At 53.3% G+C, this 25,554-nt stretch carries 19 protein-coding genes, 1 tRNA gene and 1 pseudogene; 10 read left to right on the forward strand and 11 right to left on the reverse strand.

The features are described 5' to 3' along the window. Positions 1-227: 227 nt before the first annotated feature. Together BMX66_RS13525 and BMX66_RS13530 are read right to left on the reverse strand one after the other, a co-directional pair. On the reverse strand, positions 228-2,336 hold the full coding sequence (locus tag BMX66_RS13525) for an AAA family ATPase (RefSeq protein WP_090883052.1): 2,109 nt from the start codon (positions 2,334-2,336) through the stop codon (positions 228-230). Positions 2,337-3,589: 1,253 nt separating this feature from the next. Beyond that, positions 3,590-4,396, reverse strand: a complete 807-nt coding sequence (locus tag BMX66_RS13530; protein ID WP_255398961.1) for a GNAT family N-acetyltransferase — start codon at positions 4,394-4,396, stop codon at positions 3,590-3,592. A 501-nt stretch (positions 4,397-4,897) separates the two neighbouring features. On the opposite strand from BMX66_RS13530, the gene BMX66_RS13535 reads away from it, so the two are divergent. After that, positions 4,898-5,641, forward strand: coding sequence for a Mut7-C RNAse domain-containing protein (locus BMX66_RS13535; protein ID WP_090883056.1), 744 nt, complete (start codon positions 4,898-4,900; stop codon positions 5,639-5,641). 237 nt (positions 5,642-5,878) lie between these two features. Next, positions 5,879-5,954, forward strand: a tRNA-Lys gene (locus BMX66_RS13545). Positions 5,955-6,194: 240 nt separating this feature from the next. Here BMX66_RS13545 and BMX66_RS15440 read toward each other — a convergent pair. Both BMX66_RS15440 and BMX66_RS13555 read right to left on the reverse strand, forming a co-directional pair. Then, a complete protein-coding gene (locus tag BMX66_RS15440) occupies positions 6,195-6,551 on the reverse strand; it encodes a hypothetical protein (protein WP_143058248.1) in 357 nt (118 codons plus the stop codon). Positions 6,552-6,968: 417 nt separating this feature from the next. Further along, positions 6,969-7,955 (reverse strand): hypothetical protein, encoded by a 987-nt coding sequence (locus BMX66_RS13555; RefSeq protein ID WP_090883062.1) that lies wholly within the window; start codon positions 7,953-7,955, stop codon positions 6,969-6,971. 527 nt (positions 7,956-8,482) lie between these two features. On the opposite strand from BMX66_RS13555, the gene BMX66_RS13560 reads away from it, so the two are divergent. Next, a complete protein-coding gene (locus BMX66_RS13560; protein ID WP_090883064.1) occupies positions 8,483-9,358 on the forward strand; it encodes a hypothetical protein in 876 nt (291 codons plus the stop codon). A gap of 73 nt (positions 9,359-9,431) precedes the next feature. Here BMX66_RS13560 and BMX66_RS13565 read toward each other — a convergent pair whose 3' ends face one another. The 5 genes from BMX66_RS13565 to BMX66_RS13585 form a co-directional block, all read right to left on the reverse strand. Next, positions 9,432-11,849, reverse strand: coding sequence for a spermine/spermidine synthase domain-containing protein (locus BMX66_RS13565; RefSeq protein ID WP_090883066.1), 2,418 nt, complete (start codon positions 11,847-11,849; stop codon positions 9,432-9,434). A gap of 15 nt (positions 11,850-11,864) precedes the next feature. After that, a complete protein-coding gene (locus BMX66_RS13570; protein ID WP_090883127.1) occupies positions 11,865-12,587 on the reverse strand; it encodes a protein-L-isoaspartate(D-aspartate) O-methyltransferase in 723 nt (240 codons plus the stop codon). A 137-nt stretch (positions 12,588-12,724) separates the two neighbouring features. Continuing rightward, the gene (locus tag BMX66_RS13575) at positions 12,725-13,312 is read right to left on the reverse strand and encodes a YMGG-like glycine zipper-containing protein (protein WP_090883068.1); all 588 of its coding nucleotides are present in this window, start codon (positions 13,310-13,312) and stop codon (positions 12,725-12,727) included. Positions 13,313-13,328: 16 nt separating this feature from the next. Then, a complete protein-coding gene (locus BMX66_RS13580; protein WP_090883070.1) occupies positions 13,329-13,805 on the reverse strand; it encodes a hypothetical protein in 477 nt (158 codons plus the stop codon). A gap of 57 nt (positions 13,806-13,862) precedes the next feature. After that, positions 13,863-14,222: a hypothetical protein gene (locus BMX66_RS13585; protein WP_090883072.1), complete on the reverse strand. Its 360-nt coding sequence runs from the start codon at positions 14,220-14,222 to the stop codon at positions 13,863-13,865. Between the two features lie 603 nt (positions 14,223-14,825). Between BMX66_RS13585 and BMX66_RS13595 the strand changes: the two genes are divergently transcribed. Together BMX66_RS13595 and BMX66_RS13600 are read left to right on the forward strand one after the other, a co-directional pair. After that, a complete protein-coding gene (locus BMX66_RS13595) occupies positions 14,826-15,263 on the forward strand; it encodes a hypothetical protein (RefSeq protein ID WP_090883076.1) in 438 nt (145 codons plus the stop codon). Between the two features lie 66 nt (positions 15,264-15,329). Then, positions 15,330-15,929, forward strand: coding sequence for a hypothetical protein (locus BMX66_RS13600; protein WP_090883078.1), 600 nt, complete (start codon positions 15,330-15,332; stop codon positions 15,927-15,929). Between the two features lie 124 nt (positions 15,930-16,053). Here BMX66_RS13600 and BMX66_RS13605 read toward each other — a convergent pair whose 3' ends face one another. Then, positions 16,054-17,208: an NAD(P)/FAD-dependent oxidoreductase gene (locus tag BMX66_RS13605; RefSeq protein WP_090883080.1), complete on the reverse strand. Its 1,155-nt coding sequence runs from the start codon at positions 17,206-17,208 to the stop codon at positions 16,054-16,056. 430 nt (positions 17,209-17,638) lie between these two features. On the opposite strand from BMX66_RS13605, the gene BMX66_RS13610 reads away from it, so the two are divergent. The 5 genes from BMX66_RS13610 (at position 17,639) to BMX66_RS13630 (ending at position 24,980) form a co-directional block, all read left to right on the forward strand. Further along, complete coding sequence (locus BMX66_RS13610; RefSeq protein WP_255398962.1) at positions 17,639-18,607, forward strand: 2-hydroxy-3-oxopropionate reductase; 969 nt, start codon at positions 17,639-17,641, stop codon at positions 18,605-18,607. A gap of 19 nt (positions 18,608-18,626) precedes the next feature. Then, positions 18,627-20,081: an FAD-linked oxidase C-terminal domain-containing protein gene (locus tag BMX66_RS13615; protein WP_090883131.1), complete on the forward strand. Its 1,455-nt coding sequence runs from the start codon at positions 18,627-18,629 to the stop codon at positions 20,079-20,081. 47 nt (positions 20,082-20,128) lie between these two features. Continuing rightward, a complete protein-coding gene (glcE, locus tag BMX66_RS13620; RefSeq protein WP_090883082.1) occupies positions 20,129-21,229 on the forward strand; it encodes a glycolate oxidase subunit GlcE in 1,101 nt (366 codons plus the stop codon). 1 nt (position 21,230) lies between these two features. After that, positions 21,231-22,571: a glycolate oxidase subunit GlcF gene (gene glcF, locus BMX66_RS13625; RefSeq protein ID WP_090883084.1), complete on the forward strand. Its 1,341-nt coding sequence runs from the start codon at positions 21,231-21,233 to the stop codon at positions 22,569-22,571. 111 nt (positions 22,572-22,682) lie between these two features. Next, positions 22,683-24,980 carry a DNA translocase FtsK gene (locus BMX66_RS13630; protein WP_090883085.1) on the forward strand — a complete coding sequence of 766 codons (2,298 nt, stop codon included), beginning with the start codon at positions 22,683-22,685 and terminating at the stop codon, positions 24,978-24,980. A 436-nt stretch (positions 24,981-25,416) separates the two neighbouring features. Here the strand turns inward: BMX66_RS13630 and BMX66_RS16070 are convergent. Beyond that, positions 25,417-25,554: pseudogene (locus tag BMX66_RS16070) on the reverse strand (methane monooxygenase/ammonia monooxygenase subunit C); the annotation flags it as partial.

A 25,554-nucleotide genomic window follows, 5' to 3' on the forward strand; every position in this document is an offset into this window, starting at 1 on the left:
CGGGACAAGCTGTCGAGTTAAGTACGATTGATATTCGCGAAGCAAGTATTGAGCAAATTCGGTTTACCGCCGGAAAAGTCGGGTTTACTCAGACACTGATATTTATACAGCCGCGCTGTCGGCGTCGTGGTCAACGGATTCCCTATTTCAATCCCCATTGAAGGAAGCGCGGGGCCCGTAAGGAGCGGGAAGAGGTAGTCTGACTTCCGCGTAAGCGATCGTAATCTCTAGTTTCTAACTGCTATAAGCTCCTGGAAGAGCCTGGCCCATCGCCCGATGGTGGCATGGTCGAATGCGCTGGCACCCCTTTTGAGGGCCTGTTCCTTACTCCGCTTCGCAACTTCAACTCTCCACCCGTCGCTTAGTGCTACGTCCTGGGTTTCCGCCCAGGCTTCGACTTGGCCCACAAGCGGCTTACCGCTGGCTACCACATCCGCAAACGGTATCTCGGTATTTCTTTCCCAACGGTCTATCACTTGAGCAAAGAAAGAAGCAGGTATCAAATCTTCTACTTCAGAGCCGGTAAAGCCGGCATAAGTATCCGTTGATAGAATCTTCTCTTCCGCGGCGTTATACAGACCCGATTTCAATTCCTCACTAACCTGTTTTGCTGTCTCATTACTGCCCAGAAGTATTTTGGGCAGCGGTTCGTCCCGTCCCGCAAGGACACCCGCGATCACTTCCGCCGTTCTGCTTTCACCTGAGGGAGGAAAGACCAATTCACGCTTTGGCGATATTTTGTTTGCACCAATAAGAAGCGTTTTGATAGCCGAGAGATAATATTGATCCGATGGACCCTGGACGATAACTGGCTGGCAGCCCAGCAGCAGGCTCTCGCCGATATTCAGGTTTAACGCAGAGTGAACAACATATGCAGCGCCTGCTTGCCGAGGATCCTTTTCCACATGCCGAAGGTCCGGCGTAGCCCTGGTAGTACCGTTTTCGGATACATACACCTTACGCGCACGTTCCAGGTGCTCCGCGTCGATCAAAAACGGCGAGTGGGTTGTATAGAGAATTTTATTGAAATTTGCGAGATTTTCAAAGAAGGCCGACAGGTTTTTTTGGGCCAGCGGATGCAATGATAATCCGGGCTCATCCAGCAGTAAAACGGCGTTTTGGTGTTCACCCTCGCTTTCCACCAGGAATACGAGATAAAAGCTCAAGAACCACTGCAGGCCGGTACTTCTGCTCTCAAGCTCAACTTCCTCCGGGCGACGATCATCTGATACCCATATCCGGAAATGGCTTCCATCCGCTTCGAAGCGGAATTTGTAATCTCCCTGTTTCCACCAGTTTCTGAATTTCTCTGTCAAGCTGGCGCCCGCGGATTGAAGCAATATCGAACGCTCCCTTTTTTTCAGCGCAATTTCTCTGATTTCTTCTGGCGTGGGTTCATGATGGTTGTTGTGTGAATCTCTCAGGTCCTGGCCCAGTTCCAGAATTTCGTTCGGCTCGAGCCGTACGAACTTGAAAAGGACGCGCAGGGTTCGCGCTTTCGCTGCTTCTTTCGAACCGAGATCGTTTCTTTGAAGATTTTGTACAACGTGAGGAAGATAGATTTCAGAATCCAGGTTCCCGAATTCAGAGTAATAAACGAATTTCGGCAACGCAGCGATTACCATATCCTTTACATTACTGATGCTTTCGGGCGAGGGCTTCGTAATCTCGGCGGTTATCCGTTCAATTGCGTCCAACAGCTCGGCTACTTGGCCATAAACGGATGTAGTTCTTCTATCGGGCTCGGGAATGAGAAATTGCAGTTCTTTCTTCAAGCGGGACGCTTCGGCCTCCGAAAGCTGCGGCCCCGTGAGGTTATCGCCCATTTCATTCAACTTTGCGATGACACTTTGTTTCAACTCTTCTTCTTGCCCAGATAGTACCAGGTCGCTAATGTTTCCAATGGTAGCGGCGACCCGCTTTTTTACCTCTGAATTGGCCTCTGCCGCATCAATATCGGTCTTCCCTTCGAGCCGGGGGAAAGAAATCGCAAACTCCCCATTAAAGTACCGTTTGACAGACACAAGAGAGGCATCTTCCACTGAAATTCCCGCTTTGTCGGAAAGCTCTCTCGCAAGTGTTCCGGCCTCGAACTCCGCTGTTATAAAGCAGTAGTCTCCCGGGGCCTGGCGTATCGCGCCAAAATTTTTTTTCGGGTAGTCAGAGGCGGGTTGAATTTCTCCCTCAACCGCTGGATTCAGCTTCCAAAGTGGAATCAGAAGATTGGTTTTGCCGGATTCATTCACGCCGATCAGGGCGGTGACGTTATCCACGTCCACCCACCCGCTATTCTCGACAGAGCGAAAATTTGTGACCAGAAATCGAGTAAGGTTCATACGTTCTGTTTGTCCTGCTTCTCTTTCAGTCTGTGGAACACGTCCGCCAATTCTTGCTGCTGTTCCAACATTAAAGGGACATCGGGAGGAAAAGGAGCAGTCAGGTTTCTCCGTTGATTGCTTTGCTCCTAAGACCGCTCTGCTTACCTTGCCGCCTCGGATACTCAAAGCAAAATACGTGCCGCCTCTTTATAGTGCTGATTATACGATACGTTTAGTTGCAAGATTCTGGCCAGCCCGTCATATGTAATACTTTCCGACAAGTGAGTCGTAGAGAGGTTAAACAAAAGGCATAGAACGCCGTACTTCGCATCCTTGCGCTCTTTGGCATAAACGGCGCTGTGAATAGCAGTGTTTCAAACTCTTGATGGGATTTGTTGACGGGGTTGGATCGAGTATTTCTCGGATCACCTCCATCGCTGGAATTGTCGTCAATTGCAGACGGGCAAGAGGGAAGTTTTGGAAATAGTCATGGCTGGAATCAAGGCCATTGACCGCTATCCCGCCGAAGAAAGAAGCCGATGCACCACAAGCACAAGAGCATCGGCCCATTGAATCGTTAATTCTGAGTTTCTGCGTGTTGTAGTCCGATGATATTACCTCTCAGCAGATCTACTCAGGGCTTAAGATCGGTATTATTCTTTCCGTCCGTCCTTTGACATAAAGAACCAAAGAGCGACGGCGCCTATACCTACGACGAGAATTACCATTTCCATGATTGTCTCCTTAAGGATTTAACCGTTCAAGAAAATGACCGAACTCGCTGACACCACTACCGTATTTCTCTCAGTGGCGTCAGCACCACCTTCAAAACAACATCGCTTGCGAACAGAAACGCACGTCCGCAAAAATTTTGACTCCAGTCGGAATAAAAAATTCACACAATATTAATGCTGGTATTAATTTTTTTTGCTCCGTTTTAAAAAGTCAAATAAGGAGACCGGACAAAAGCGCCGGTCTAGTAGAAATGCCTTGTGATACGAATAGAAATGAAGGCCTTCCTGAATTCTTCCTTTTGTAAACGCAAATGTTTCAAAAGGACTATCCGTTGTGGCTCTAACTGAAGGTCACCGCCGCGTCACCACCCCGTCATAAATGCTGAGCTACCGGTCAGCTACCTGACCGCAAGTGCGGTGGAGACATCAGTGGCCCAAACGCGGGCTCTGACCATTATCAGAATGGCGGCACAAGGCACCCGTCTTTTGCTTTTCCACATCGCCGTGACCAGCCTTACCTCCCTTACCGCCTTTATCTCAAAAGAGAATCGAAGGCAGAAAAGCACCCGAGGGCTGGTTATAAAGACCAAGGCTCATCAACGTAGCAGGCTGGACGACGCGAAGCCCATGCTGCAAACACCAGCGGAACAGTTCCCCATTGCGGGAGGGGAGGAGAAATCCGGGTCCCGCAAATGCGTCCGCGGCACCGATGAGGGCCTTGAGATCTTCATTGCTTTCTCCCACAGCATGCCCCATGAAGCCGATTAATGTAGCGTAGCCGGTGATGCGTCCGGCATGTTCAACCACCATCGCGGTGCCCTGTTCAATAGCGCGGCTCAGCTCTTGACCTCGATTGTGACCATGGATTTTATGGCAGAGATGATTGCAGGCTTCCATATCGCTGCCATGCGCCAAGCGGACCGGATAGCCGGGTATATCAAGCTGAAGCGCCGGTCCTTGCAGGTTTACAAGCGGTTCTCGTACGTCGAACCCCAGTTTGGTATAGAGGGCGAGCGACCGGTTATGATATGCCGCTTGCACCAGGCGTACGCCAGCGCACCGTTTCTGTCGCGCATGCTCCAATACATTTTCCATCAGGCGCCGGCCAAGCGTGCTATTTTGGACGTCAGGCGCGATGGTCAGCGGACCAACACCGGCAATGGCTGCATCTTCCCAAAGGAAATTGCTTCCGACTATTCGCCCCTCACTCTCGGCGATTACGGAATACACGTCTTGACGGGACAACAGCGAGGAAAAGAGGTCGCGCGCCAACTCAGGCGAGGGAAAATCCGGAGGAAAATTGTGTTGCCCCGAAATCGTCTTGAAGGCCTCATAGCAGATCATCCCGCCTATCTCCGCATCTGCAGGGTTGCCTGCCCGTAAATTGCAATTCATATTAACCCTTTGTTCATAATTGCCTCCCTAACCCTCGTCTGCGACCAATTGGACTCAGCGATGACGAGATGGTGCTGGCGCAGAAAAAGAACTGCCTACAAGTCCGGATAGTTTATTTGCTCCTTACGCTTTCTCAAAGGGTGTTGACGGTCTAATCGGGATGACTACAAAAAAGGATCAGGACGGAAATTCCTGGCGCGTTCCACTGATGACCAGATGGGGCCGCCGCGTAGTGAGAATCAAGCTCCTCATCGATGCAAGCACGTTGTAGAAAACGACCCAGAAATGGGCGACGGTGCCGATGAAATTTAAATTGATTTCATAGGGTGAGCGGGGCGACCGTCCCGCCAATTTTCTGTTACCTCGGAGTTCAGCGCCATTCCTAATTTCCGCGCCTCCGGATTGCCGCTACCCCGAGCATCTCCTGCTGAAAAGTGCAATACTTTCTCCATGGTCACCGCAACGTTCCGCTTCTACGAGGAGCTCAACGATTTCCTTGCGCCCGAAAGGCGCAGGCGCGAATTCGCCTGTTCTTGCGCGCGAGCAGCAACGACCAAGCACATGATCGAGGCACTGGGCGTACCGCACACCGAAGTAGAATTGATACTAGTCAACGGCGAGTCCGTAGGATTCGACCGATTGTTGAAAGACGGCGACCGCGTTGCCGTCTTCCCCAAATTCGAGATGGCCGACATCACGCCCTTGCTGCGCGTGCGCGAGCATCCTTTGCGCGTGATGCGCTTTGTCGCGGATGCTCATCTTGGCGGGTTGGCGCATCTGCTGCGCATGGCAGGTTTTGATACCCTTTACGATAACCGCTATCACGATAGCGAAATCGAGGCTATCGTCATGAATGACGGACGCATTGTTCTTACCCGCGACCGGGAACTGCTCAAGCGCCGCTCGATCACGCATGGATGCTACGTACGTACGTTGAAGCCGCCGCAACAGTTATGCGAAATATTCGACCGGCTGGACCTCGCACGAAGTGTGAGGCCTTTCACCTTATGCCTCAATTGCAATGCACCTTTACGGGCGATTGAAAAAGCCCAAGTGCTGACGCGCTTGCCGCCTTCGGTGCGCGAGCGTTTCGATCACTTCAGTACCTGCGATGTCTGCCGGCGCGTTTTCTGGGAGGGTTCCCACTGGCACCGGATGCGTGCCGTGCTGGAGGATTGCATGCGGTCAGACTAATCCTGGTGACCAGCATCTCGAAGAGTAGTAGTAACTGTTCAATACCGGGCAGCGGCATTGGGAGCAATGATTCTGACTATCTGTGTTCGACCATACCTTTTCCGCCACATCTCATCGTTCCATTCGAATTTTTCCCCGAATGTGGTACGATTAACACTCTCAAAGTCGAGCAGGGAATGCAGGGTCAAAGCGTTTTCTTCTCGATCGGCAACTGAAAAATTCCGGTTCATCCGATCCGGGTCGTTAGCTCAGCTGGTAGAGCAGCGGACTCTTAATCCGTAGGTCGACAGTTCGATCCTGTCACGACCCACCAATAATAAGGGAATATGGGCAGACGCCTGTAATCCCTTTTTCTTTTTCTCATTTTTGTAACCAATTTGTAACCGGATTTACTCAATTACCTTTAAAAAAGTGAGTATGCGCTTTTTTGGCAGCCCCTCGGAGAAAGCACCTACTGCCGCGTATAAGCGAAAGTGCCTAATCAGTGTTGTTTTTGCCTTTTCGTATTTCCGCAAAATTTTCCAATCTCCATTTCAAGGAAGGACACAAACGCTCAGCTGAACGACGCTGGCGAGTCGGTATCTAAAAAGGTCGGCATTGATTTAAAAAGGTAAGACCATGAAAGCTGTATTCGCTGCTCTAATCGCATGCGCGCTGACTGGCCAAGCTGACGCATACGACCGCAATCAGAGTATAGGGGAAGAATGGCAGCGACAACGCGAAACAACAGAGTTCCAAAGAATAGATGAGGCGGCCAGACAGCGGGAAAGCGACCATAATAGCCGGATGCAGCAGCTTGATCAGCAGCTGAAAACCCAACAGCAGGAAAACGAATGGCGGCAAAGACAGCTTGAACTGGAGCAATACCGCCCATGGCTTTTGACTCGTTAAATGTGTAGACAAACTTCATGCAGGCGCACAGCGCCTGTACGGTTCTGAGCGATTGTCGCGCTTATCCTAGCGGGGTAAAGCATGGTTGCGCGCTTTCTAGAGTCTTGTATCTTCGTTGGCGCTACGAACGGGTACTTTGTTGTTCAGGGAAGCGGGGATTCAGGGGCGGGAATGATTGACGTTCATGACCGTAGACCGGTTGTTCGAGAGCCGAGAGGTGGATGGAGTTGGATCGCCCCGATATGCCCATTGAGGAAGCCGCGTATATAGCGCCAACAAGATCAATACCGACAGAAGAGTTTATGGAGTGAAGGATCGAGATCGTAGTAAACCGATCTGCTCCCCGAAACAACGGGAGGCATTTGTTGGTGCCGCCGGTGGGATTTAAGGGGAACGAGGTAGAGGTGCTTAATCGTTAGCAATATTGTCAAGCGAGTTAATCGTCGGACCTTGGGATATTGCGCCGCGAAAAAGGTAAATATTTTCTAGTTGTAACCTGATCTCTCCAGACACTAGTGAAATGCAAGACGAACGATGTATGCAGTGTCGGGTAAATATCATTTAGCTTAAAAATACAATTATTTCTGCTCTGCTGATATTTGCTCACCACACCGTTGTAGATCGTATTATCTACAATAAAGCTGATTTGAGTCGGAAAGTCATCATAAACTCGTATTTCCACGGTTTCATTATTTCTGAACGTTTTATATAACTCGTAAAGGGCGGAATGAAGCTCGTCTCGGAATTCAGAAACCTCGTGACCCAGTTGCCGAGCGCGTACGGCGGCAAAATAGCTTTCCGGATCAAGAGCAAGAAAAGAAACCCTAAGACTAGGCTTTTTATCTAACGCTGTTTTGATTGAATCAACGTACTCGGAGACCACCGTCGTCAAATTACTTTGGAGGATTTTTATATCTCTTTCTGCGCCAGCGAATACGGTTTTTAAGTTTGCTTCATCTCTATTTACGTAACACTTAACCTCGAAGGACGATTTTACGATGTGAGTTTTTTCCTCTAATAGGAGTTTTTCACGATCGCTTCGAATACGTTTGAGTTCTTCTCTTAATCGATTTCTCAACTCAATTTTAAACTGATCACCTGACCCGTCCGTATAGGTCAAAAAAATATACGACCTGAGGTCGGTAGGCAGGCTTTCTATTTCGCCTTTAGTGATTGGTACTATGTATTTCTCTCTTGCGGCAGCGTATCCGAATTCGAAAAGCACATTTGAATTAAGATCGCTGACGTCTATGACAGTAATGTCACTTTCATCAATATGTCGGAAAATATTGTCCTGTAGTTTTGGACGTAGGTTTCGAATATCCGCCCGTGCAATCTCTAGCTCGCAATCCCTGACGCAAACCTCCTGAATACTTTCCCAGGTATCATTAATCCGTCCGCAAATGGCATGATTACAAAGCATCTGATTTTACGTTCGCTTCCATCTTGATTATCGTCATCAACCATATCGTTCCCTTAGCTCTTTGCCCCCACTTAATTGCATACTGAGTAAAACACCTCTTGAAGTAACATTATCGCGCTCTTCTTTCGTGAAACCAAACAATTTACCTCTACAAGAAGTCCTGTGAACAGCTGACGACCCTCTCCCCATCCCTTCTGTATGCTAATTTGCATTGCCTGGGGATTTTAGTAAAAACGGTCGTTTTATAGGAGATAGATAAAAAATAGAGCGAACAGCTTTTGCTGGTTTTTACCCTACGAACGTTCTCCGGAAACTGTATCTTGAAAACCATTCCGATCTCTGAATTCGTCCTGAAAATTTGCTGCTCGTGAACACCTCCTTTGACCGCTCGTTGAAACCGATAGGTGTCCGCTAATTCAGAAGCGATTCGTACAAGCAGCGATATTAATGAACATCTTGCATGGCTGAGGTGATAATACTGTATGTGTTAACGTTATCTGCACACTCCGGCCAAATTGCCTTTAAACATGACTGGTCTTGCCAGCAGCACCAAACTAACGCTTCTTACCTTGGCGAGCGGCCGTTCTGGCACAAGCTACCTGGCTGACTTTTTTGCCAGGAACGTGCAACAGTGTTATAGCACGCACGAACCTTATTTCATTCCCGGCAATCCTGTTCTGTTTGGCAAGCCCATCTATTGGAATACGCGTGGTAACGATAACGTGTTAGTGCCAGTCCTAAAGCGTAAATGCCGTTTCATCGCAAACTGTAAAGCACCGGTGTATTTTGAATCCAATCATGCCTTCCTGAAGGCGTTCAACCGTCACGCCGGCGCGTTACTCAAAAATCCCGGTTTTATTCACCTTGTTCGTCATCCCGGCAAAGTGGCCAAAAGCGAACTCCTGCGCGAGCAGCTGGCGCGGAGGATGCATATCCCGTTTGTGGATTACACCAGTGACACGGGCGAGCGTTATTTTCGCTGGGCACTAACCGGGAAGGAAGAGATTTTTCAGTATTATGAGGGGCACACTTTAAGCCGATTCCAGTTTTACCTGCTGCAATGGATAGAAATTGAATATCGGGCAATGCAGCTGATCAACCAGAACGGGTGGCAGGACCGTGTATTTTTTATAGATGTGGACGCACAATTAAAAGATGAAGCAGTTTTAAGACGAATGCTCGGTTTTTTTGATTTACGTCACAAGCCTCGTTTCAATATGGATTTACGCAGAAACAAAACGCCGTTTGTAGGCCCCACGATAATGACTACTCAGGATGAGCTGGAAATGCGATGGGTAATGGAAAGCCTGCCTGATGTTTACAGGGTATTGCTTAAAGGCGAACCCTATTCAGAATGTTCGAGCTGGGCGATAAGTGATTGGTTGAACGCGGACACGAAGTGATAACGGGTGCTACTCCTTCCGTTTGTAACACGTTTTTAAATCTTGAGAGGTTTGAAGGGATAAACCGCTTCGCTCACGCGAATCTCCGCAATGCGATGGCGGCCAACCCATAGATCAGAACGGCGAGCAGAATCACCGCGGCAAAACCCAGGTGAATAGCCAGCAAGGTGGCGAGTACTGCGCCCACTACCGAGGCAAAACCATTGATTGCCCACGCCCAGGGAATGGAGTCCTGAGCTGTTGAGGCGAGCCGCATCGTTCCGGTAGGAAAGGGCATTCCCATACAAACTGCCAGTGGTGCGATCAGCACTACGGAAACAGCTATTTTTGCCGCATCAGGCAAATGGGTGAGCGCCTGGAACAAGCCCGGCAGGATGGCGAGATAAAGCAGCGATAACACACCCATCGTCATTACCGCCAGGGTCAGGTGCCTGCTACCTCTAGCCATTGCTTTCTTTTGCCATCGTCCGGTAAGCCAGCTCCCCATGGCAGCGAATACCAGAAATGCGCACAACACAACCGCTACGGCATAGAGCGGATGGGCGAGAAACAGGATAAATTTCTGGATGAAGGCGATTTCCATGAACATGAAGGCGAAGCCGATAGCGAGAAAGTACAGGGCTACGGGTGCAGTGGGCAGCGCACGTCGAGCCCGCGCGGCAGCCAGCGGCGCCAGAATCAGAACAATGCTGGCAATAAATGCCTGCACCAGTGCCGCCACCAGCAGCGGATAGCTCCAGTCGAGCAGCGGCATACCTCCCTGCTCGCGCAGGGCGAACAGTTCAGCGGCTGCCGCCCATTTGAAGAAACGGAAAAAATAAGGCCGATCGTCAGTCGCAGGCTCGATGTAGAACTTGTAGCGGTTGATGAAGACCTCCCGCTGTGGACCCAGCAGCGCAGTCGCTCCTTTGAAGAAGTACGGCTGCTCCAGCAGGTTGTAGCGGTTTGCCTCCTCTGGGAGCATCCCGGGATAATAAGCCACATCAAAAGAACGCGTGCGGCCGAACTCCTTGATCGCCTCGATTTCCTCAGCGGTGAAATCGCTGTTCTTTACTAGCAGCGTGACGGTTTTCCAGCCTCGTATCATCACCAGCCGCCCGCCTGGATTGGGGATACCGTTTTGCTCCAACGCAAACACCGCCGTAGCAAATAATTTCAGTGCGTCGCGCGGCGGCAGGGTCAGCCAGCGGGTAACGGCCAGCATGCCGTCCGGCGTCAATCGGCTCAGGTACGTCTGGAGTGCCTCCACCGTGTAGAGATAACTCTCGCTCAGACCGTATAGCCCTGCCGAAGCGACGCCAAATGAATCCATCAGCGCCACCTGGACAAGATCGTAGCGGTCCGGGCTGGCATTGACAAAGCCGCGCGCCTCGGCTGCAAACACGCGTACCCCTGGCTGTGCATAAAGGCTCCCCCCAAAGTCGCGAAAACGCTGCTGGACCAGATCGATAACATTGCGGTCGAGCTCCACCGCATCGACCGCGGCTGCCCCGTGGTAAAGTGCCTGTAGCACATCGCTGCCTGCTCCTGCGCCCAGCACCAGCACCCGGGGCTTTTCCAGCACGTGATAAGGCAGCGCCGAGGTAAGCTGGTCGAGATACGCCAGCGGCGCGAACTTGCCGTCGAACCTTGTCAACACCAATGGTCCTTCTCCGTCCACGAACACAGCCAGTTGGGGCGGCGGCTCGTCCGTGGCATTGAGACTCATCCCTGGCGCATGACGGAATGGGATCAGGGTATTTTCCACTACCGTGATCTGCCCCAATGGACTGGAACGCTCCTCTACTACCTGTGCCCCGGCAATATTCAGGGTTTGGCTCAAATCCTTATAGGGGGAGGGCTGTGCTTGCAACCAACTGCCGGGTAGTGCCACGAATACCGCCAAACCCAACCCAAGAAATATTCCGGCGAGCCATTTTGGCCGCATCCCCAGTTCGATGACGGCAATGGCGGCAGCCAGCAGGGCCAGTGCGGTGAGGACGACGAGCGCATTGTGGGGCGGCATGAGAAAAAGCACGCCGATAACGCCAAGGCTGCCTATCCCCGCCCCTAGTATGTCGAATGCATAGACTCGCCCTGCCTGGCTGCCGAAGTGCCACATGACGAGGCCAATACCCAGCCCTCCGCAAAAGAAAGGCAGCATCATCAGCAGATAAATGGCGAGCAGTCTGGTTAGCTGGGTTTGATCCCACAGGAGCTGCAGCGGATTGAACGGAACCTGCTGTGCCAGCAGAAACGCTGCGGGCATGAGAAACGCCATTGCCATGGCAACCATGACGTAGACCCAACCGACGCGCGGAGCAATTTTTTCCTTTAGCAATGCCAGCGCCGTGCCGCTTGCTCCATAGCCCAGCATTGCCGCACTGATGATCATGTAGGCGAAATGGTGCCACAGCACAATGCTGAACAAGCGGGTCAGCAGTACTTCATATGCCAGAACGCAAGCTGAGAGCAGGCCGATGGCGATTAATGGCGGACGCGGTATGGACATAGCGGGTTCCGCAGTTCAATGTCCACCGCTGAGCGGAACGAACCGCACTGGCACAATTTGACGGGTGGTCACCGAGCCGTCCTGCTGTTTCTCCACCAGCATCAAATACTGGGTCATGAAACTTGCGCCAAGCGGAATCACCATGCGACCGCCCAGTTTCAGCTGCTTGAGCAGAGGTGGGGGTACATGGCTTGCGGCAGCCGTTACGATGATGGCGTCGAATGGCGCAGCTTCCGGCCAGCCATAGTAGCCATCGCCCACCCTTGTTTCTACATTTTCATAACCAAGGGATTTGAGCCGTTCCGCCGCCTGTTTTCCCAGCGGCTCGATAATTTCAATGCTGTAAACGGATTTGGCCATTTCCGCAAGAACAGCGGCTTGATAACCTGAACCGGTGCCGATTTCTAGTACGGTATCGCCCTCTTTGATGTTCAGCAGGTCGGTCATTCGCGCGACGATTAGAGGCTGCGAAATGGTCTGTCCATACCCTATGGGAAGGGGGTGGTTGCGATAAGCGAACGGCGCCAGCCACCCAGGCACAAAACGGTGCCGCTCCACTTTTCCCATTGCTGCCATGACGCTGGGATCGGGAGGAGTACTACCGGATGAAGCGACTACCTCCTCCACCATTTTTTGGCGCAACGCGTCGAATTCCGCTGCTTGCGACGGTAAAGCACAACAGAAATAAAGGAATGCGCCTAAAGCGCTGGCAGCGCCGGCAGCGAATTGGCATTTCATAACCTCATTAAAGCAAATTCCCGGCAGACTGCTGGCGAAAAATTGAGGAGCGCGCCGGACATCATTGGCACAAAATCCGACGCCGATGTCCGTCACCGTATTTCGCGATGCGGTAATGAGGAAACTACGCCCTAAGCTTACTGCGGTGGAGGTGGGGGTGGAATGCCTGGAGGCGGTGGCGGCGGAGGTGGCAGCGAACTCCTCCGTACGCTTCGGACAGGTGGATAGGATGGATAAGGAGCACCTGTATACTGGTTGCCACTGTTCATATTAGAGCCGCTCGTGACTTGGCCGTGTACCGGAACGCGGTGACCTTTCCCGTACATGCATTGGGTATAGCCCATGTCGTAACGTTGCTGACCGGCATATCCCGACGCGCCGGCAGTTCGGATTCCAGCAAGACTCCCGGCCAACAGACCGGCGCCGGCCCCGATAGCTGCGCCGCGCCCGCCTCCTAAAGCCGCGCCTGCTGCCGCGCCCAACCCTGTACCTACTGCGGCACTCCCTATTCCGCTGGATATGGAGGCCTGATCCGGCGTCCGGCCACCGATTTGCTCGTGGGCGAATTGCCTGCAGTAATGATCGTCGTAACGAAACTGGTCGAAGCTTCTGCCGGAACCTGGCAAAGCCATCATGCTGGGTCCTGTAGGCATGCTTGTGCACGCAGTCAGCGAGCACAATGAAGATAGCGCCAGCAGAGCGGATAACGTAAGTGTTTTGCGCATGTCGGCGGTTATCCCGCTACTCCCCGGGCTGGGGCGCGACCCGCAGCCATCCGTCAGGACATTTTTTCACATAGGGATAATAGCCCTCAGGACTTCGGCAGTAGTGCCAATAGTTGGCCGCTTGAGCTTGCGGCTGGATTTGCACGACCTCCCGCTGCTGGATGTATACGGGCGGCGCGGAGGGAGCCGCAACAACAGGCGCATAGCCATAACCTGGTCCATACCCGTAATTGGGCGCGTACCCGACAGGAGGATACCCATAGGAAGGAGGATAATAAGGGGCGCGACTGCTATACGAGCCCAGGCCGTAACCCAATAATCCCAGTCCCAGTGCCAACCCATATCCCCCGTAACCTCCACGATGGTGGTGGTGGCCATGATGATGGCCGTGGTGACCATGGTGACCATGGCCCCCACCCGCTAATGCCGGAGCTGCCGGAATCGACCCGAGCAACATAAGAGCTGTGGCGCACATCAATTTCATGATTTTCATTTACGTCTCCATACCGTAGCAATGGTTGCGCTTTAATCAAAAAAACGAACAGCTCCTTTATCGCCATCCCTGCTGGATATAAACCGGCGGCGCAGGAGGTACGGCAACGGGCGCATAGCCATAACCCGGCGCATAACCTGCGGAAGGATAGCCATATGCAGGTGGATAGGAAGGTGCTCTATTACTCAGATAGCCCAGACCGTAACCCAGCAGTCCCATCCCCATTCCTATTGCGAGTCCATATCCCCCGTGTCCTCCTCCGTGGTGATGGTGGCCGTGGCCATGGTGGTTACGATGATGACCATGGTTATGATGACCGTGCTTGTGATGCCCGTGGCCTTTTCCCGCCCATGCCGAACTCGCGGGGACCAACCCAAGCATGATTAGAGCAACACATGTAAATTTTATTTTTGTCATGAAAGTCTCCATTTCAGTAATGATCATAGTTACAAGGGGACATCGACCAGGAGCAGTTTCTATCGCGCCATGATGGATATAACGCTCCAATGGAGAATCGGTTGTCTTTTTTTCACATAAATTTCACATAAACTTCACAAAAATGGTAATTTACGGATCGCGTGGTTCAGAATTAGATAGTTCGCAGCTAGCACGCTTGTAACTGGATGGCCCCATTCACATTATTTGTTATGAAATATCCGCGCAGACTGATTGTCGACCGGGAGAGTGACCAGCTCTGTAATAGGTGTACTTAAGTCCAATGGTCATTGTTATCGAAATGTGTAAGATGCCGGGCTATATCAACGGGCGGACTTCCATGCGCCGCCGAAAGGCGGATCAGTTGGTTGTCTGGAAAGCGCTAAAAAGGGAATCTGGTTTTTCGTACACACTGTACGGCCAGAATTCCGGCCCATGGGTGAATATGTTTCCGATGATTGCGATTGACAGTGTCGCGTGAAGAGCTGTGCGGGAAGGTTTGTATCTGTAACTGAAAAATATGGGATTACTATTTCATCCAGCCATCCTGGTCTGGAAGGCATCAACCACAAGAGGAGATCGGACATGCGCAAAGGTTTAGTGATAATGCTGGCGGGTTTTCTGGTGTATGGCGCTCCAGTACTTGCCCGTGAAGGGGATGGCGGCAATGGCGGACATGGCGGACATCATGAAGGCATGGGTGGTCATGGTCAGCATGGTAGTCCTGGCGGTTCGGCATCCGGACACATGAGCGAACGGGGAATCGAGAATACAAACGCGCAGTGGTCCGCCGGGGCAGCCAAGGGTGACGATCGTTCCGATCTGAGAAATCATGACGGCCGCGGGCATGGCCACGAAGCTGGGGAAGGCGGCCGCAACCATGGGAAGGGCAAGCATCAAGGTCATGAAAACAGGGGAAACAAGGCTGATAAGGATAAAGCCATCAAGGGTAAAGGCGGCAAAGGCGGCAAAGGCGATAAAAATGGCAAAGGGAAACACGGCATGCACAATGGTTCGCACTGACGTTGGTAGAAAGCTATAGGTCGAAGGCGCGGCAAAAAAAGCAATACCTTTTCATAAGGAGACACAATGTCAAACGAATCCGTTAATTATTGGAAGCTGGCCACGATTGGAATACTGCTGGTTGGCGCAACCGTGGCGGCAACGCTGATGGTCGCCGGGCCGGACTCCAAGACCGAGGAATCAGGCACGCCGTCATCCACGGCCCAGTCCGGGGATATTCCGGGCGCCGAGCACGAAAAGAAGGCCGTATCTACCTCGCCCATCGAGGAAACGCCAGAGGAGCGTCCCCGGAGTGTCCGCGCCGCACAGCCAAACAGGAGCGCTTCAGCAGCGGTTCCACCTCCTCCCCAAGCTGCATATCCCCCCCAGCCGGCCTATCCTTCTCAATCTGTCATGGATGCGTGCAACAGATACGCGAATGAGCAGGTCAATAGCAAAGCCCAGGAAGTACTCACGAGTGCCGCGCTAGGCGCTGCTATCGGCGCAGCCGTGGGTGCGGCGGGCGGCGCGATTGCAGGGGGCGGAAAAGGCGCGGGAAAGGGTGCCGCGATAGGTGGAGTAACAGGCGCGGCGGGCGGGACGCTTTACGGACTCAACGAAACCAAGTCGCACGATGCGCAATATCAGGCGGCTTATTCCTCCTGCATGCGATCGAAGGGTTTTTAAATCCAGTTGTTGTTCATATGTCCCAGGCATTTCCAGCAGCAGGCTTTCTGCGGATAATTGGCTGTGGTAATCGGCCGGTAAAGTATGGTAAATGCCTGGGGCGATAACGGATCTCCGCCGTTCCTTATTCCATCACGGCCGGCAAATGTGCGGCAAGCGCGTTCTTTTCCTTGGTTGACATACCCAGCAAGGCGTAGCCCAGCAGTTTATCTTCCACACTTTTAAACAGCGCCTTGACACCGTTTTCATCTTCCTCGACCAGCCATTCGCCCTGCATAGAGGTATCCGGCGGTGACACGACGGCGGGACAAGATGGCGTTTTAACCAGCACAGGCATGGCTGGATAGCGTATTGGAGTCAGAGTTTGGGCAAGCGTTGCTGCCAGGCCGCGCGCCGCGTGCATGATCGGCATGACGAACGGCAGCACCCGGCCTTCCACCTCGGCGCAATCGCCTAGCGCGTAAATATCCTCGTAGCGGGTCTGCAGCGAGCGGTTTACCGTGATGCCGCGATTCACGGCAATCCCGGCCGCTTCCGCCAAAGCAGTGCGAGAGCGCAACCCTACAGCGGAAAGTACGATATCCGTCTGGATTGTTTCTCCATCGGCAAGAGTCAAACGCAAGCTTTCATGGATCCGCTCCACGAATTGAGTTGCCGCCCCCAAGTGAAAAACCACGCCGGCAGCTTCCAGTCTGCGTTGCATAAAGGCGCCCCCGGCTGGTGGCAGAAGCCGCCCCAGAGGTTGGGTGCTGATATCGATCACACGTACCCGATAGCCTGCCATGGTCAGATCGTTGGCAAATTCACAGCCGATCAGCCCTGCGCCAAGAATGGTTACGTCCTTTTTTCCTTCCAGCGCATCACGCAGGCGTTGGTAGTCATCAAGGTCGTTTACGGAAAGAATGTCTTTTACCCCCTCACCTTCCAGCGGCAGCCGGATCGGATCGGCGCCCATGGCCAGGACAAGTTTGCTATAGGACAATTTCTCTCCATCGTGCAACGTCACTGTTCTGCTCGTCGGGTCAATGGCTGTCACCCGGCTATACGATCGAATCGTCATTTTCAACTGCTCAGCCATTTTCTCAGCGCTGGCATTCAGTATGGATGCCGGAGTTTTGCCCGTCGCTAAGGCATTTGACAGCATCGGCTTGGAGTAGAAACCGCCATGATCTGCCGAAATGATCAGAATAGGCGTTTCGACGTCCAGCTTCCGAAACTCCCGGGCCACAGTATAACCCGCAAGGCCGCTGCCGATAATGATTACAGGCTGCTCGGTCATTGTCGGGCTTCTCCAGATTTGAAGCTGGCGTTCATAATGTGCCCAGTATAATGTCCTTTGTCCCGGATATTTTGCGGGCACGCCAGTGCGTCGACAACGCGTTGCGGGGCGATCTTTTTAGTATCAACAAGATTGCAACGTTCACGTATGTACTGTTGAAATTCAATCATTCCGTTTCCTTGAAATTATCAAATGGTAAATTATCTGAATTTTGATGCTTTTAAAAAAATTTTATGAACAATTTATGAACGCACAGACGTCAGTAAGGCGTTCGTTAGTACCTATGTATTCGGCAGCGAAACATCGTGAAAGTTTATACTAGCGAGTACCAGTGGGATGTGGCGCATGCGAACTCGGCCCAACAGATCCTCCACCAGGCCCCAGGTAGCAAAAGAATAGCCGAGATTGGGCGGCAGGGATAATCTTATTGATGAGCGAAAATAGAATGAAAATCGGTTTCATCGGTCTCGGGATCATGGGGAAGCCCATGGCCGAGCGCCTTATCAAGGGTGGACATAGCCTATTTCTGCATTCCCGCAGCGGTGTGCCGGAGGAGTTGCTAGAGCAGGGTGGCAAAGTTTGTTCCTCGCCCAGAGAAGTCGCACAAAATGCCGATATCATCATCACGATGCTGCCCGATACTCAGGATGTGAAACGGGTGCTGTTTGGTGAGAATGGCGTAGTGCAAGGATTGGGGTTGGGGTTGGGATTGGAATCGAGCGGCGGCTCGAGTACAGGCAAGATTGTGATGGACATGAGTTCCATATCTCCCATCGACACCCGAGAATTTGCCGCCAACATCAATAAGCTCGGTTGCGACTATGTGGATGCCCCGGTGTCCGGTGGCGATATCGGTGCGAGGAACGCTACCCTTACCATAATGGTGGGCGCCACCGAACCGGTGTTCGAGAAGGTAAAATCTGTCCTCCAGTTAATGGGTAAAACTGTTACGCTAATTGGCGCCAATGGCGCAGGCCAGGTTTGCAAGATTGCCAATCAGATCATCGCTGCTCTCACAATCGAGGCCGTGGGAGAAGGGCTGCTTTTTGCTTCCAAGGCTGGCGCCGATCCCTCAAAGGTCCGCCAGGCCTTGATGGGTGGTTTTGCCTCGTCACGCGTTCTGGAGATTCATGGCGAACGCATGATCAAGCGGGCGTTCGAACCGGGATTTCGCATTGAATTGCACCAGAAGGACCTGGGCCTCGCGCTATCCAATGCGCGCGCATTGGATATCAGTTTACCTAACACTGCTGCGGTTCAGGAATTGTTCAGTGCATGCATCGCTCACGGCGGCGGCAAATGGGATAGCGCGGCAATGGTAAAAATGCTCGAAAAACTGGCGAATCATGAGATCCGGGATTCAGCCGGAGAATCTGATAAGCTGAGTTCTCCAAAATGAGTTGCTGGGCAATGGATTTATGAATTCTCTCGAACTTGTCACCCGGCTGCGCACTTTTCTGCCATCTGAAGCGGTGTTGCATGAAAAAGAGGACTTGAGGCCGTACGAGTGCGACGGTCTGTCGGCTTACCGGCAAACGCCAATGATTGTCGTATTGCCGCAAACCGAAGACGAAGTGGCCCAAATTCTGCGAATCTGCCATGCATCGAAAATTCCGGTAGTGGCACGCGGCGCAGGAACCGGTCTGTCCGGAGGCGCGCTGCCCCACGCAGAGGGGGTTCTGCTGTCGCTTGCCAAGCTGAAATGCATACTTGAGCTTGATCCGGTGGCGCGCACCGCCAGGGTGCAGCCAGGCGTTCGCAATCTTGCCATCAGCGAAGCAGCGGCGCACCATGGACTGTATTACGCGCCCGACCCCTCTTCTCAGATTGCGTGCTCTATCGGCGGTAACGTGGCCGAAAATTCCGGGGGCGTGCATTGCCTTAAATATGGGCTCACGGTGCACAATATTCTCAAGTTGCGCGTGTTGACCATAGAGGGTGAGGCTCTTGAAATCGGGGGCGGCGGCCTGGATGCTGCAGGCTATGATCTGCTGGCATTAATGACGGGTAGCGAAGGCATGCTGGGTATCGTGACCGAAGTTACCGTAAAACTCACGCCCAGGCCTGAAAAAGCCCAAGTGGTCCTTGCCGCCTTCGACGACATACGCAAGGCTGGTGATGCGGTGGCAAATGTGATCGCTGCGGGAATAATCCCGGCGGGCATGGAAATGATGGACAAAATCACGACCCGCGCAGTGGAGGAGTATATCCATGCCGGCTATAACCTCGATGCGGCTGCAATCCTGTTATGCGAATCCGACGGCGCGGCGGAGGAAGTAGCGGAGGAGATTCAGCGCGTTAACGAAATCATGATGCAGAGTGGAGCGATCGAGATCCGAACATCCCGCGACGAGGCCGAACGCCTCAGATTCTGGGCGGGGCGCAAGGCCGCGTTCCCGGCGGCAGGCCGTGTTTCGCCGGATTATTACTGTATGGACGGAACGATTCCACGCAAGAATCTTGCGCTGGTACTGTCCGGAATCGAAGCGCTCTCTGCTGAATACGGCTTGCGTTGCATGAATGTCTTCCACGCGGGCGACGGAAATTTGCATCCATTGATTCTTTATGATGCCAACCGCCCTGGAGAGCTTGAATTAACAGAGGAATTTGGCGCAAAAATACTCCAGATGTGCATCCAGGCCGGGGGAACCATTACAGGTGAGCACGGAGTCGGCATAGAAAAAATCAACCAGATGTGTTCGCAATTCAAGACTGGCGAACTGGAAATGTTCCATGCGGTAAAGGCTGCCTTCGATTCGGATGGACTTTTGAATCCGGGTAAAGCCGTGCCGACGCTGCGACGTTGCGCGGAGCACGGGGCAATGCATGTGCATCGGGGCGAAGAAAAATTCCCTGAATTGCCAAGATTTTGATGATGCTTATTTTATGTACTTCGCCTTGGAAGGCCTCTGATTAAGCCATGCAGAAAATCATCGATCAATTTGCCGACACCATTCGCGCGGCCGCTGGAGATAACGCAACGTTACTGATACGCAGCGGCGGCACCAAGGATTTCTACGGCAATCGAACCGCGAATCCCGATGGCTCAGAGGGCCGCGTTCTGGATGCCACGGCCTACGCAGGCATCGTCGATTACGAGCCTACCGAACTGGTCGTAACAGCCCGCGCCGGTACTCGTCTGGCTGACCTTGAAACGGAACTGCGTAAGCGTGGTCAAATGTTGGCTTTTGAGCCGCCGCATTTCGGTCCCGGCGCCACCCTTGGTGGTTGTGTCGCAGCCGGCCTTTCCGGTCCGCGCCGTGCGTCCGCCGGAGCGGTGCGAGACTTTGTCCTGGGGGTGCGGATGCTGGATGGTAGAGGTGATGACCTGAGTTTTGGCGGGCAGGTGATGAAAAATGTCGCCGGCTATGATGTCTCGCGTTTGATGACGGGTTCGATGGGAACACTGGGTTTGTTACTGGACGTTTCGCTTAAGGTGCTGCCGTTACCGGCGGCGGAGCTTACGCTGCGTTTACCGATGAGCGAGGCGGAGGCCATCGACAGGATGAATCTCTGGGCAGGTAAACCGCTACCGGTTTCCGCAACCTGCTTCTGCAATGGCCAGCTTACTTTCAGGCTCTCCGGCGCAGCATCGGCAGTGGGCGCGGCTCGCGCGGTATTAGGCGGTGAAGAAGTCGCCGAGGGCGGGGCTTTCTGGCAATCGGTACGCGAACAGACGCACTCTTTTTTTCAACCAGGAAAGCAGCTCTGGCGCTTGTCCATAAAATCAACGGCACGGCCCCTTTCGCTGCCGGGAAAGCAGCTGATCGAGTGGGGTGGAGCGCTGCGCTGGCTGATAGCTGATCCACATGATGATGCGGACACGGATGCTGTACGTACAGCCATACGCAATACGGCGAAAGATGCGGGCGGTCACGCGACATTGTTTCGCAGCGATGGACCATGCGCGGCAGTATTCCATCCACTCCCGCCAGCGCTGATGAATATCAGCCGCCGTCTGAAGGAAAAATTCGACCCGATGCACATCTTCAATCCAGGCCGGATGTACCCGGAAATATAAAGTGCAAACCAATCTCGCGGATTTCATCAAGGACACTCCAGAGGGACAGGAAGCGGAGGAGATACTGCGCACTTGTGTTCATTGCGGTTTCTGCCTTGCCACCTGTCCGACTTACCAGTTGCTGGGCGATGAACTGGACAGTCCGCGGGGACGCATATACCTGATGAAGCAGGTATTGGAAGGCGAACCGGTCACGGAAAAGACCCAGCTGCATCTGGACCGCTGCCTGACTTGCCGCGCCTGCGAGACGGTTTGCCCGTCCGGCGTACGGTATGGACGGCTGGTGGATATCGGCCGTGGCATCGTTGAAAAGAAGGTGGGGCGAGGGGTTGCCGCCGGTACTGTGCGATACGCACTCCGCCAGGCCTTGCCTAACCCCGGTATATTTGCGTCGTTGCTGAAACTGGGGCAGTCCTTCCGTCCACTACTGCCGGGAACGCTGAGGGATTCACTCCCTCCGCCTGTGCGGAAAACGCAAGCCCCGGAATCATGGCCTTATGTGCGTCACAAACGCAAGATGCTGGTACTCGAAGGCTGCGTGCAACCCTCGCTGGCCCCCAATATCAACGCCGCGGCCGCGCGGGTGCTGGACAAGCTTGGTATATCGCTCGTTATAGCGCCGAAGGCAGGTTGCTGTGGCGCCGTGTCTTATCATCTCAATGCCCAGCAGGAGGGGTTGGATTACATGCGCCGCAATGTCGATGCCTGGTGGCCCTATATTGAGCAGGAAGGTGGAGACGCGGATGCTGCAGGTGGTATAGAAGCCATTGTCTTGACCGCCAGCGGCTGTGGAGTGACGGTAAAGGAATACGGCCATTTGTTGAGCCATGACCCTGCCTATGCGGAAAAAGCGGCGCGAATTTCTGAATTGGCCAAGGATATCAGCGAGATTGTAGAAGCTGAAACCGACACACTTCTCCCATTTCTCAACCGAAGGTCTCCTGACACACCCAGCACAATAAAACCCAGGCTAGCGTTCCATTCCCCCTGTACTCTGCAGCATGGGATGCGCATCCGAGGTGTCGCAGAGAAGATTCTGATCGCCGCTGGCTTCGAATTGACGTACGTGCCCGACGCTCATCTTTGCTGCGGATCGGCGGGGACCTATTCGATTTTGCAGCCGGAACTATCGCAACAGCTGCTGAAAAATAAAGTGACCGCGCTGGAATCGGGCGGGCCAACCCGGATTGCTACCGCCAATATCGGTTGCCTCATGCATGTGCGAAGCGGAACGTCGTTGCCAGTCGAGCACTGGATCGAAATACTGGACGAGACACTTCGCGAAGAGGAGGGAACACCAGGGAAGTTGGAATTGCGGGCGGCTTCACCGTTCTCCCGTTAGCCTCTCGCCCTACAGTAACCATTCCACGAGGCGGTTTCACTTTTTACCCCTGCCTTAACTCTATATAATCAAGCTTACCTTTCCGTACTCCGAGACCGCCAGATAACATCCATGAGCTTTGTCAACAAGCCAATGGCGAAAAAATCAAGTTCCAGTCCCTTGCCACCCAGGGTCTCCAGGCTGCTGCGCGAATCCGCCGGGCTTGCGTTACTCGGTGTGGTGCTTTATCTGATGCTGATATTTTATGGGTACGATCGTGCTGATCCCGGATGGTCGCATAGCGGCAACACCCCAGCCCTGAATCCCGGTGGGCTGGCAGGCGCCTGGCTGTCAGACCTGCTGCTGTACTTATTCGGCGTTTCGGCCTGGTGGTGGGTATTCTTTTTCCTCTTTCTGGTTTCGTGGACTTACCACCGCATTGAGGGCGGGATATTCGACCGCCGGCCGCTGTTTGTTTCCGCTGCCGGATTTCTTGTATTGCTGGTTACCAGCAGTGCGCTTGAAGCACTGCGGTTTTATACGCTCCAGATAACCCTGCCCCAGACCCCGGGAGGAGTGCTGGGTTTGATAATCAGCAAGAACCTGTCGCAGATACTGGGTTTTACCGGCGCGACGCTGGCGCTCGTCATATTGATCGCGATCGGTTTCAGCTTGTTTACGGGTCTTTCGTGGTTGCGCTTCATCGAGAAACTGGGCGCCGCGTTGGAGGGAATCTGTCTGTTCTTCAAACGGCAATGGGAGAACTGGCAAGATCGGCGCGCGGGTATTGCCTCTGCAATCCGTCGCGATGAATTGGTCGAGGTAGGAAAAAAACGCTTCCACGAAAATCCGCCTCTCCATATTGAACAACCAGCGACCGCGATTCTGAAGTCGCCTCGGGTGATCAAGGAAAAACAGACGCCATTGTTCATTGACCTGCCCGATTCACCGTTGCCGCCGTTGCGTCTATTGGATGAACCGGTGAAGAAAGATGTGGAAATTCTCTCGACCGACACGCTTGAATTTACATCGCGCCTGATCGAGCGGAAGTTGATAGATTTTGGCGTGGAGGTCAAGGTTGTGGCCGCATACCCCGGCCCCGTCATTACCCGCTATGAAATCGAGCCCGCCGTGGGTGTAAAGGGCAATCAGATTCTCAACTTGGTGAAAGATCTGGCGCGCTCGCTGTCGGTTGTAAGTATCCGCGTGGTTGAAACCATTCCCGGAAAGACCAGTATGGGCCTGGAAATACCAAATCCCAGGCGGCAGGTGGTGCGGCTATCGGAAATCCTCAGTTCGCAGGCTTATGCCGAGATGGCGTCGCCATTGACTATCGCCCTGGGCAAGGATATTGGTGGGCATCCGGTAGTGGCGGATCTTGCAAGAATGCCGCATGTGCTGGTAGCGGGAACGACGGGATCAGGCAAGTCGGTAGCGATCAACGCCATGATACTGAGCCTCATCTATAAAGCGACGCCTGAGCAGGTGCGCCTGATCCTGGTGGACCCGAAAATGCTTGAATTATCCGTATATGAAGGCATCCCGCATTTGCTGGCGCCGGTCGTGACCGATATGCGGCAGGCGGCCAGCGCGCTTCGATGGGGCGTAGCGGAAATGGAGCGGCGTTACAAGTTGATGTCGGCGCTCGGCGTACGTAATCTCGGCGGCTACAATCAGAAAATCCGCGATGCGATCAAGAACGAGAAGCCGCTGACCAATCCATTCAGCCTGACGCCGGATGCGCCGGAGCCGCTGGAAGAGATGCCGCTGATAGTTGTGGTAATAGATGAACTGGCCGATCTGATGATGGTAGTGGGCAAAAAGGTTGAAGAATTGATCGCCCGGCTTGCGCAAAAAGCACGCGCCGCCGGCGTGCATTTACTGCTGGCGACCCAGCGACCCTCGGTGGATGTGATTACCGGCCTTATCAAGGCCAATATACCGACACGAGTGGCGTTTCAGGTATCGAGCAAGGTGGATTCGCGTACGATACTCGACCAGATGGGGGCGGAAGCGTTGCTGGGACAGGGGGATATGCTTTATCTGCCGCCTGGAAGCGGTTATCCGCAGCGGGTGCATGGCGCTTTTGTCGCCGATCAGGAAGTGCACCGGGTAGTGGAGTACCTGAAGGAACATGGTGAGCCCAGATATGTGGATGGGGTGCTTAACTCGCTGGAAGAAGAAGGTGGCGCGGGCGAAAACGGCGGCATGGCCGGGCAGGAAAACGTCGAGTCCGATCCGCTTTACGACGAAGCCGTCGGCGTGGTGCTCAAGTCGCGCCGGGCCTCTATTTCATTGGTACAGCGGCACTTGCGGATCGGTTACAACCGCGCCGCCCGGCTGATTGAAGAGATGGAACGTGCAGGCCTTGTCTCGGCCATGCAGACCAACGGTAATAGGGAAGTGCTTGTGCCATCGAGGAACGAATAGAGCAAGCAACTTGACCAGCTAGCGAGACCAAGTCAAGCACTTGACCAACCTCTGTAGTCAACCCGCGAAAGCGGGTATCCATCGGCTACCAGATACTCAACTCATATCACCAATAGCGCGTCGTACCCGCGAAAGCGGGTATCCACGGAATCCAGGACATATCACCGTTTGTCTCTCCGGATTCCGTATCAGGATTTCTCAAAGAATAAGCAGCAGTCGGCAGCAGTTGGTTTAAGGGCGCTCATCGATACCTTGATGAGGTGCCAGGAGACTCTGCGTGTCGTTTTAGGGCAGACATCGTGACAGGAAAACGCTAAATTAGCGGCATAAAATCAAAACGCTCCGTTCCTCTTATTTGCTTGAGGAGCGGAGCGTTGGTAAAGCAGCTTCAGCTAATCAGCCAGGCCAACCAGCCAACCAGTCATCGCTCAACCGGTTACGGTACGATGCGGTTGTTGAGGATGACTTTGCTCTGGCCGTTCCAGACGACGTCGGTCAGGTTGGAGTAGCGGGTGATGATCTGCGCCGCTATGCCGCCTGCAAACAGTCCCGACCAGCCCAGGATGACAAAGCC

The sequence above is a fragment of the Nitrosovibrio sp. Nv6 genome (assembly GCF_900110495.1).
In the GTDB taxonomy this organism is placed as follows: Bacteria; Pseudomonadota; Gammaproteobacteria; order Burkholderiales; family Nitrosomonadaceae; genus Nitrosospira.

Coding starts and splice junctions, on each gene's coding strand:
- BMX66_RS13605 (WP_090883080.1), bottom strand. CDS start 17,208: ATGACCGAGCAGCCTGTAATCATTATCGGCAGCGGCCTTGCGGGTTAT.
- BMX66_RS13600 (WP_090883078.1), top strand. CDS start 15,330: ATGTCAAACGAATCCGTTAATTATTGGAAGCTGGCCACGATTGGAATA.
- BMX66_RS13575 (WP_090883068.1), bottom strand. CDS start 13,312: ATGCGCAAAACACTTACGTTATCCGCTCTGCTGGCGCTATCTTCATTG.
- BMX66_RS13630 (WP_090883085.1), top strand. CDS start 22,683: ATGAGCTTTGTCAACAAGCCAATGGCGAAAAAATCAAGTTCCAGTCCC.
- BMX66_RS13535 (WP_090883056.1), top strand. CDS start 4,898: ATGGTCACCGCAACGTTCCGCTTCTACGAGGAGCTCAACGATTTCCTT.
- BMX66_RS13555 (WP_090883062.1), bottom strand. CDS start 7,955: ATGCTTTGTAATCATGCCATTTGCGGACGGATTAATGATACCTGGGAA.
- BMX66_RS13615 (WP_090883131.1), top strand. CDS start 18,627: ATGAATTCTCTCGAACTTGTCACCCGGCTGCGCACTTTTCTGCCATCT.
- BMX66_RS13610 (WP_255398962.1), top strand. CDS start 17,639: ATGAGCGAAAATAGAATGAAAATCGGTTTCATCGGTCTCGGGATCATG.
- BMX66_RS13580 (WP_090883070.1), bottom strand. CDS start 13,805: ATGAAAATCATGAAATTGATGTGCGCCACAGCTCTTATGTTGCTCGGG.
- BMX66_RS13570 (WP_090883127.1), bottom strand. CDS start 12,587: ATGAAATGCCAATTCGCTGCCGGCGCTGCCAGCGCTTTAGGCGCATTC.
- BMX66_RS13530 (WP_255398961.1), bottom strand. CDS start 4,396: ATGATCTGCTATGAGGCCTTCAAGACGATTTCGGGGCAACACAATTTT.
- BMX66_RS15440 (WP_143058248.1), bottom strand. CDS start 6,551: ATGAAGTTTGTCTACACATTTAACGAGTCAAAAGCCATGGGCGGTATT.
- BMX66_RS13525 (WP_090883052.1), bottom strand. CDS start 2,336: ATGAACCTTACTCGATTTCTGGTCACAAATTTTCGCTCTGTCGAGAAT.
- BMX66_RS13565 (WP_090883066.1), bottom strand. CDS start 11,849: ATGTCCATACCGCGTCCGCCATTAATCGCCATCGGCCTGCTCTCAGCT.
- glcE (WP_090883082.1), top strand. CDS start 20,129: ATGCAGAAAATCATCGATCAATTTGCCGACACCATTCGCGCGGCCGCT.
- BMX66_RS13585 (WP_090883072.1), bottom strand. CDS start 14,222: ATGACAAAAATAAAATTTACATGTGTTGCTCTAATCATGCTTGGGTTG.
- BMX66_RS13560 (WP_090883064.1), top strand. CDS start 8,483: ATGACTGGTCTTGCCAGCAGCACCAAACTAACGCTTCTTACCTTGGCG.
- BMX66_RS13595 (WP_090883076.1), top strand. CDS start 14,826: ATGCGCAAAGGTTTAGTGATAATGCTGGCGGGTTTTCTGGTGTATGGC.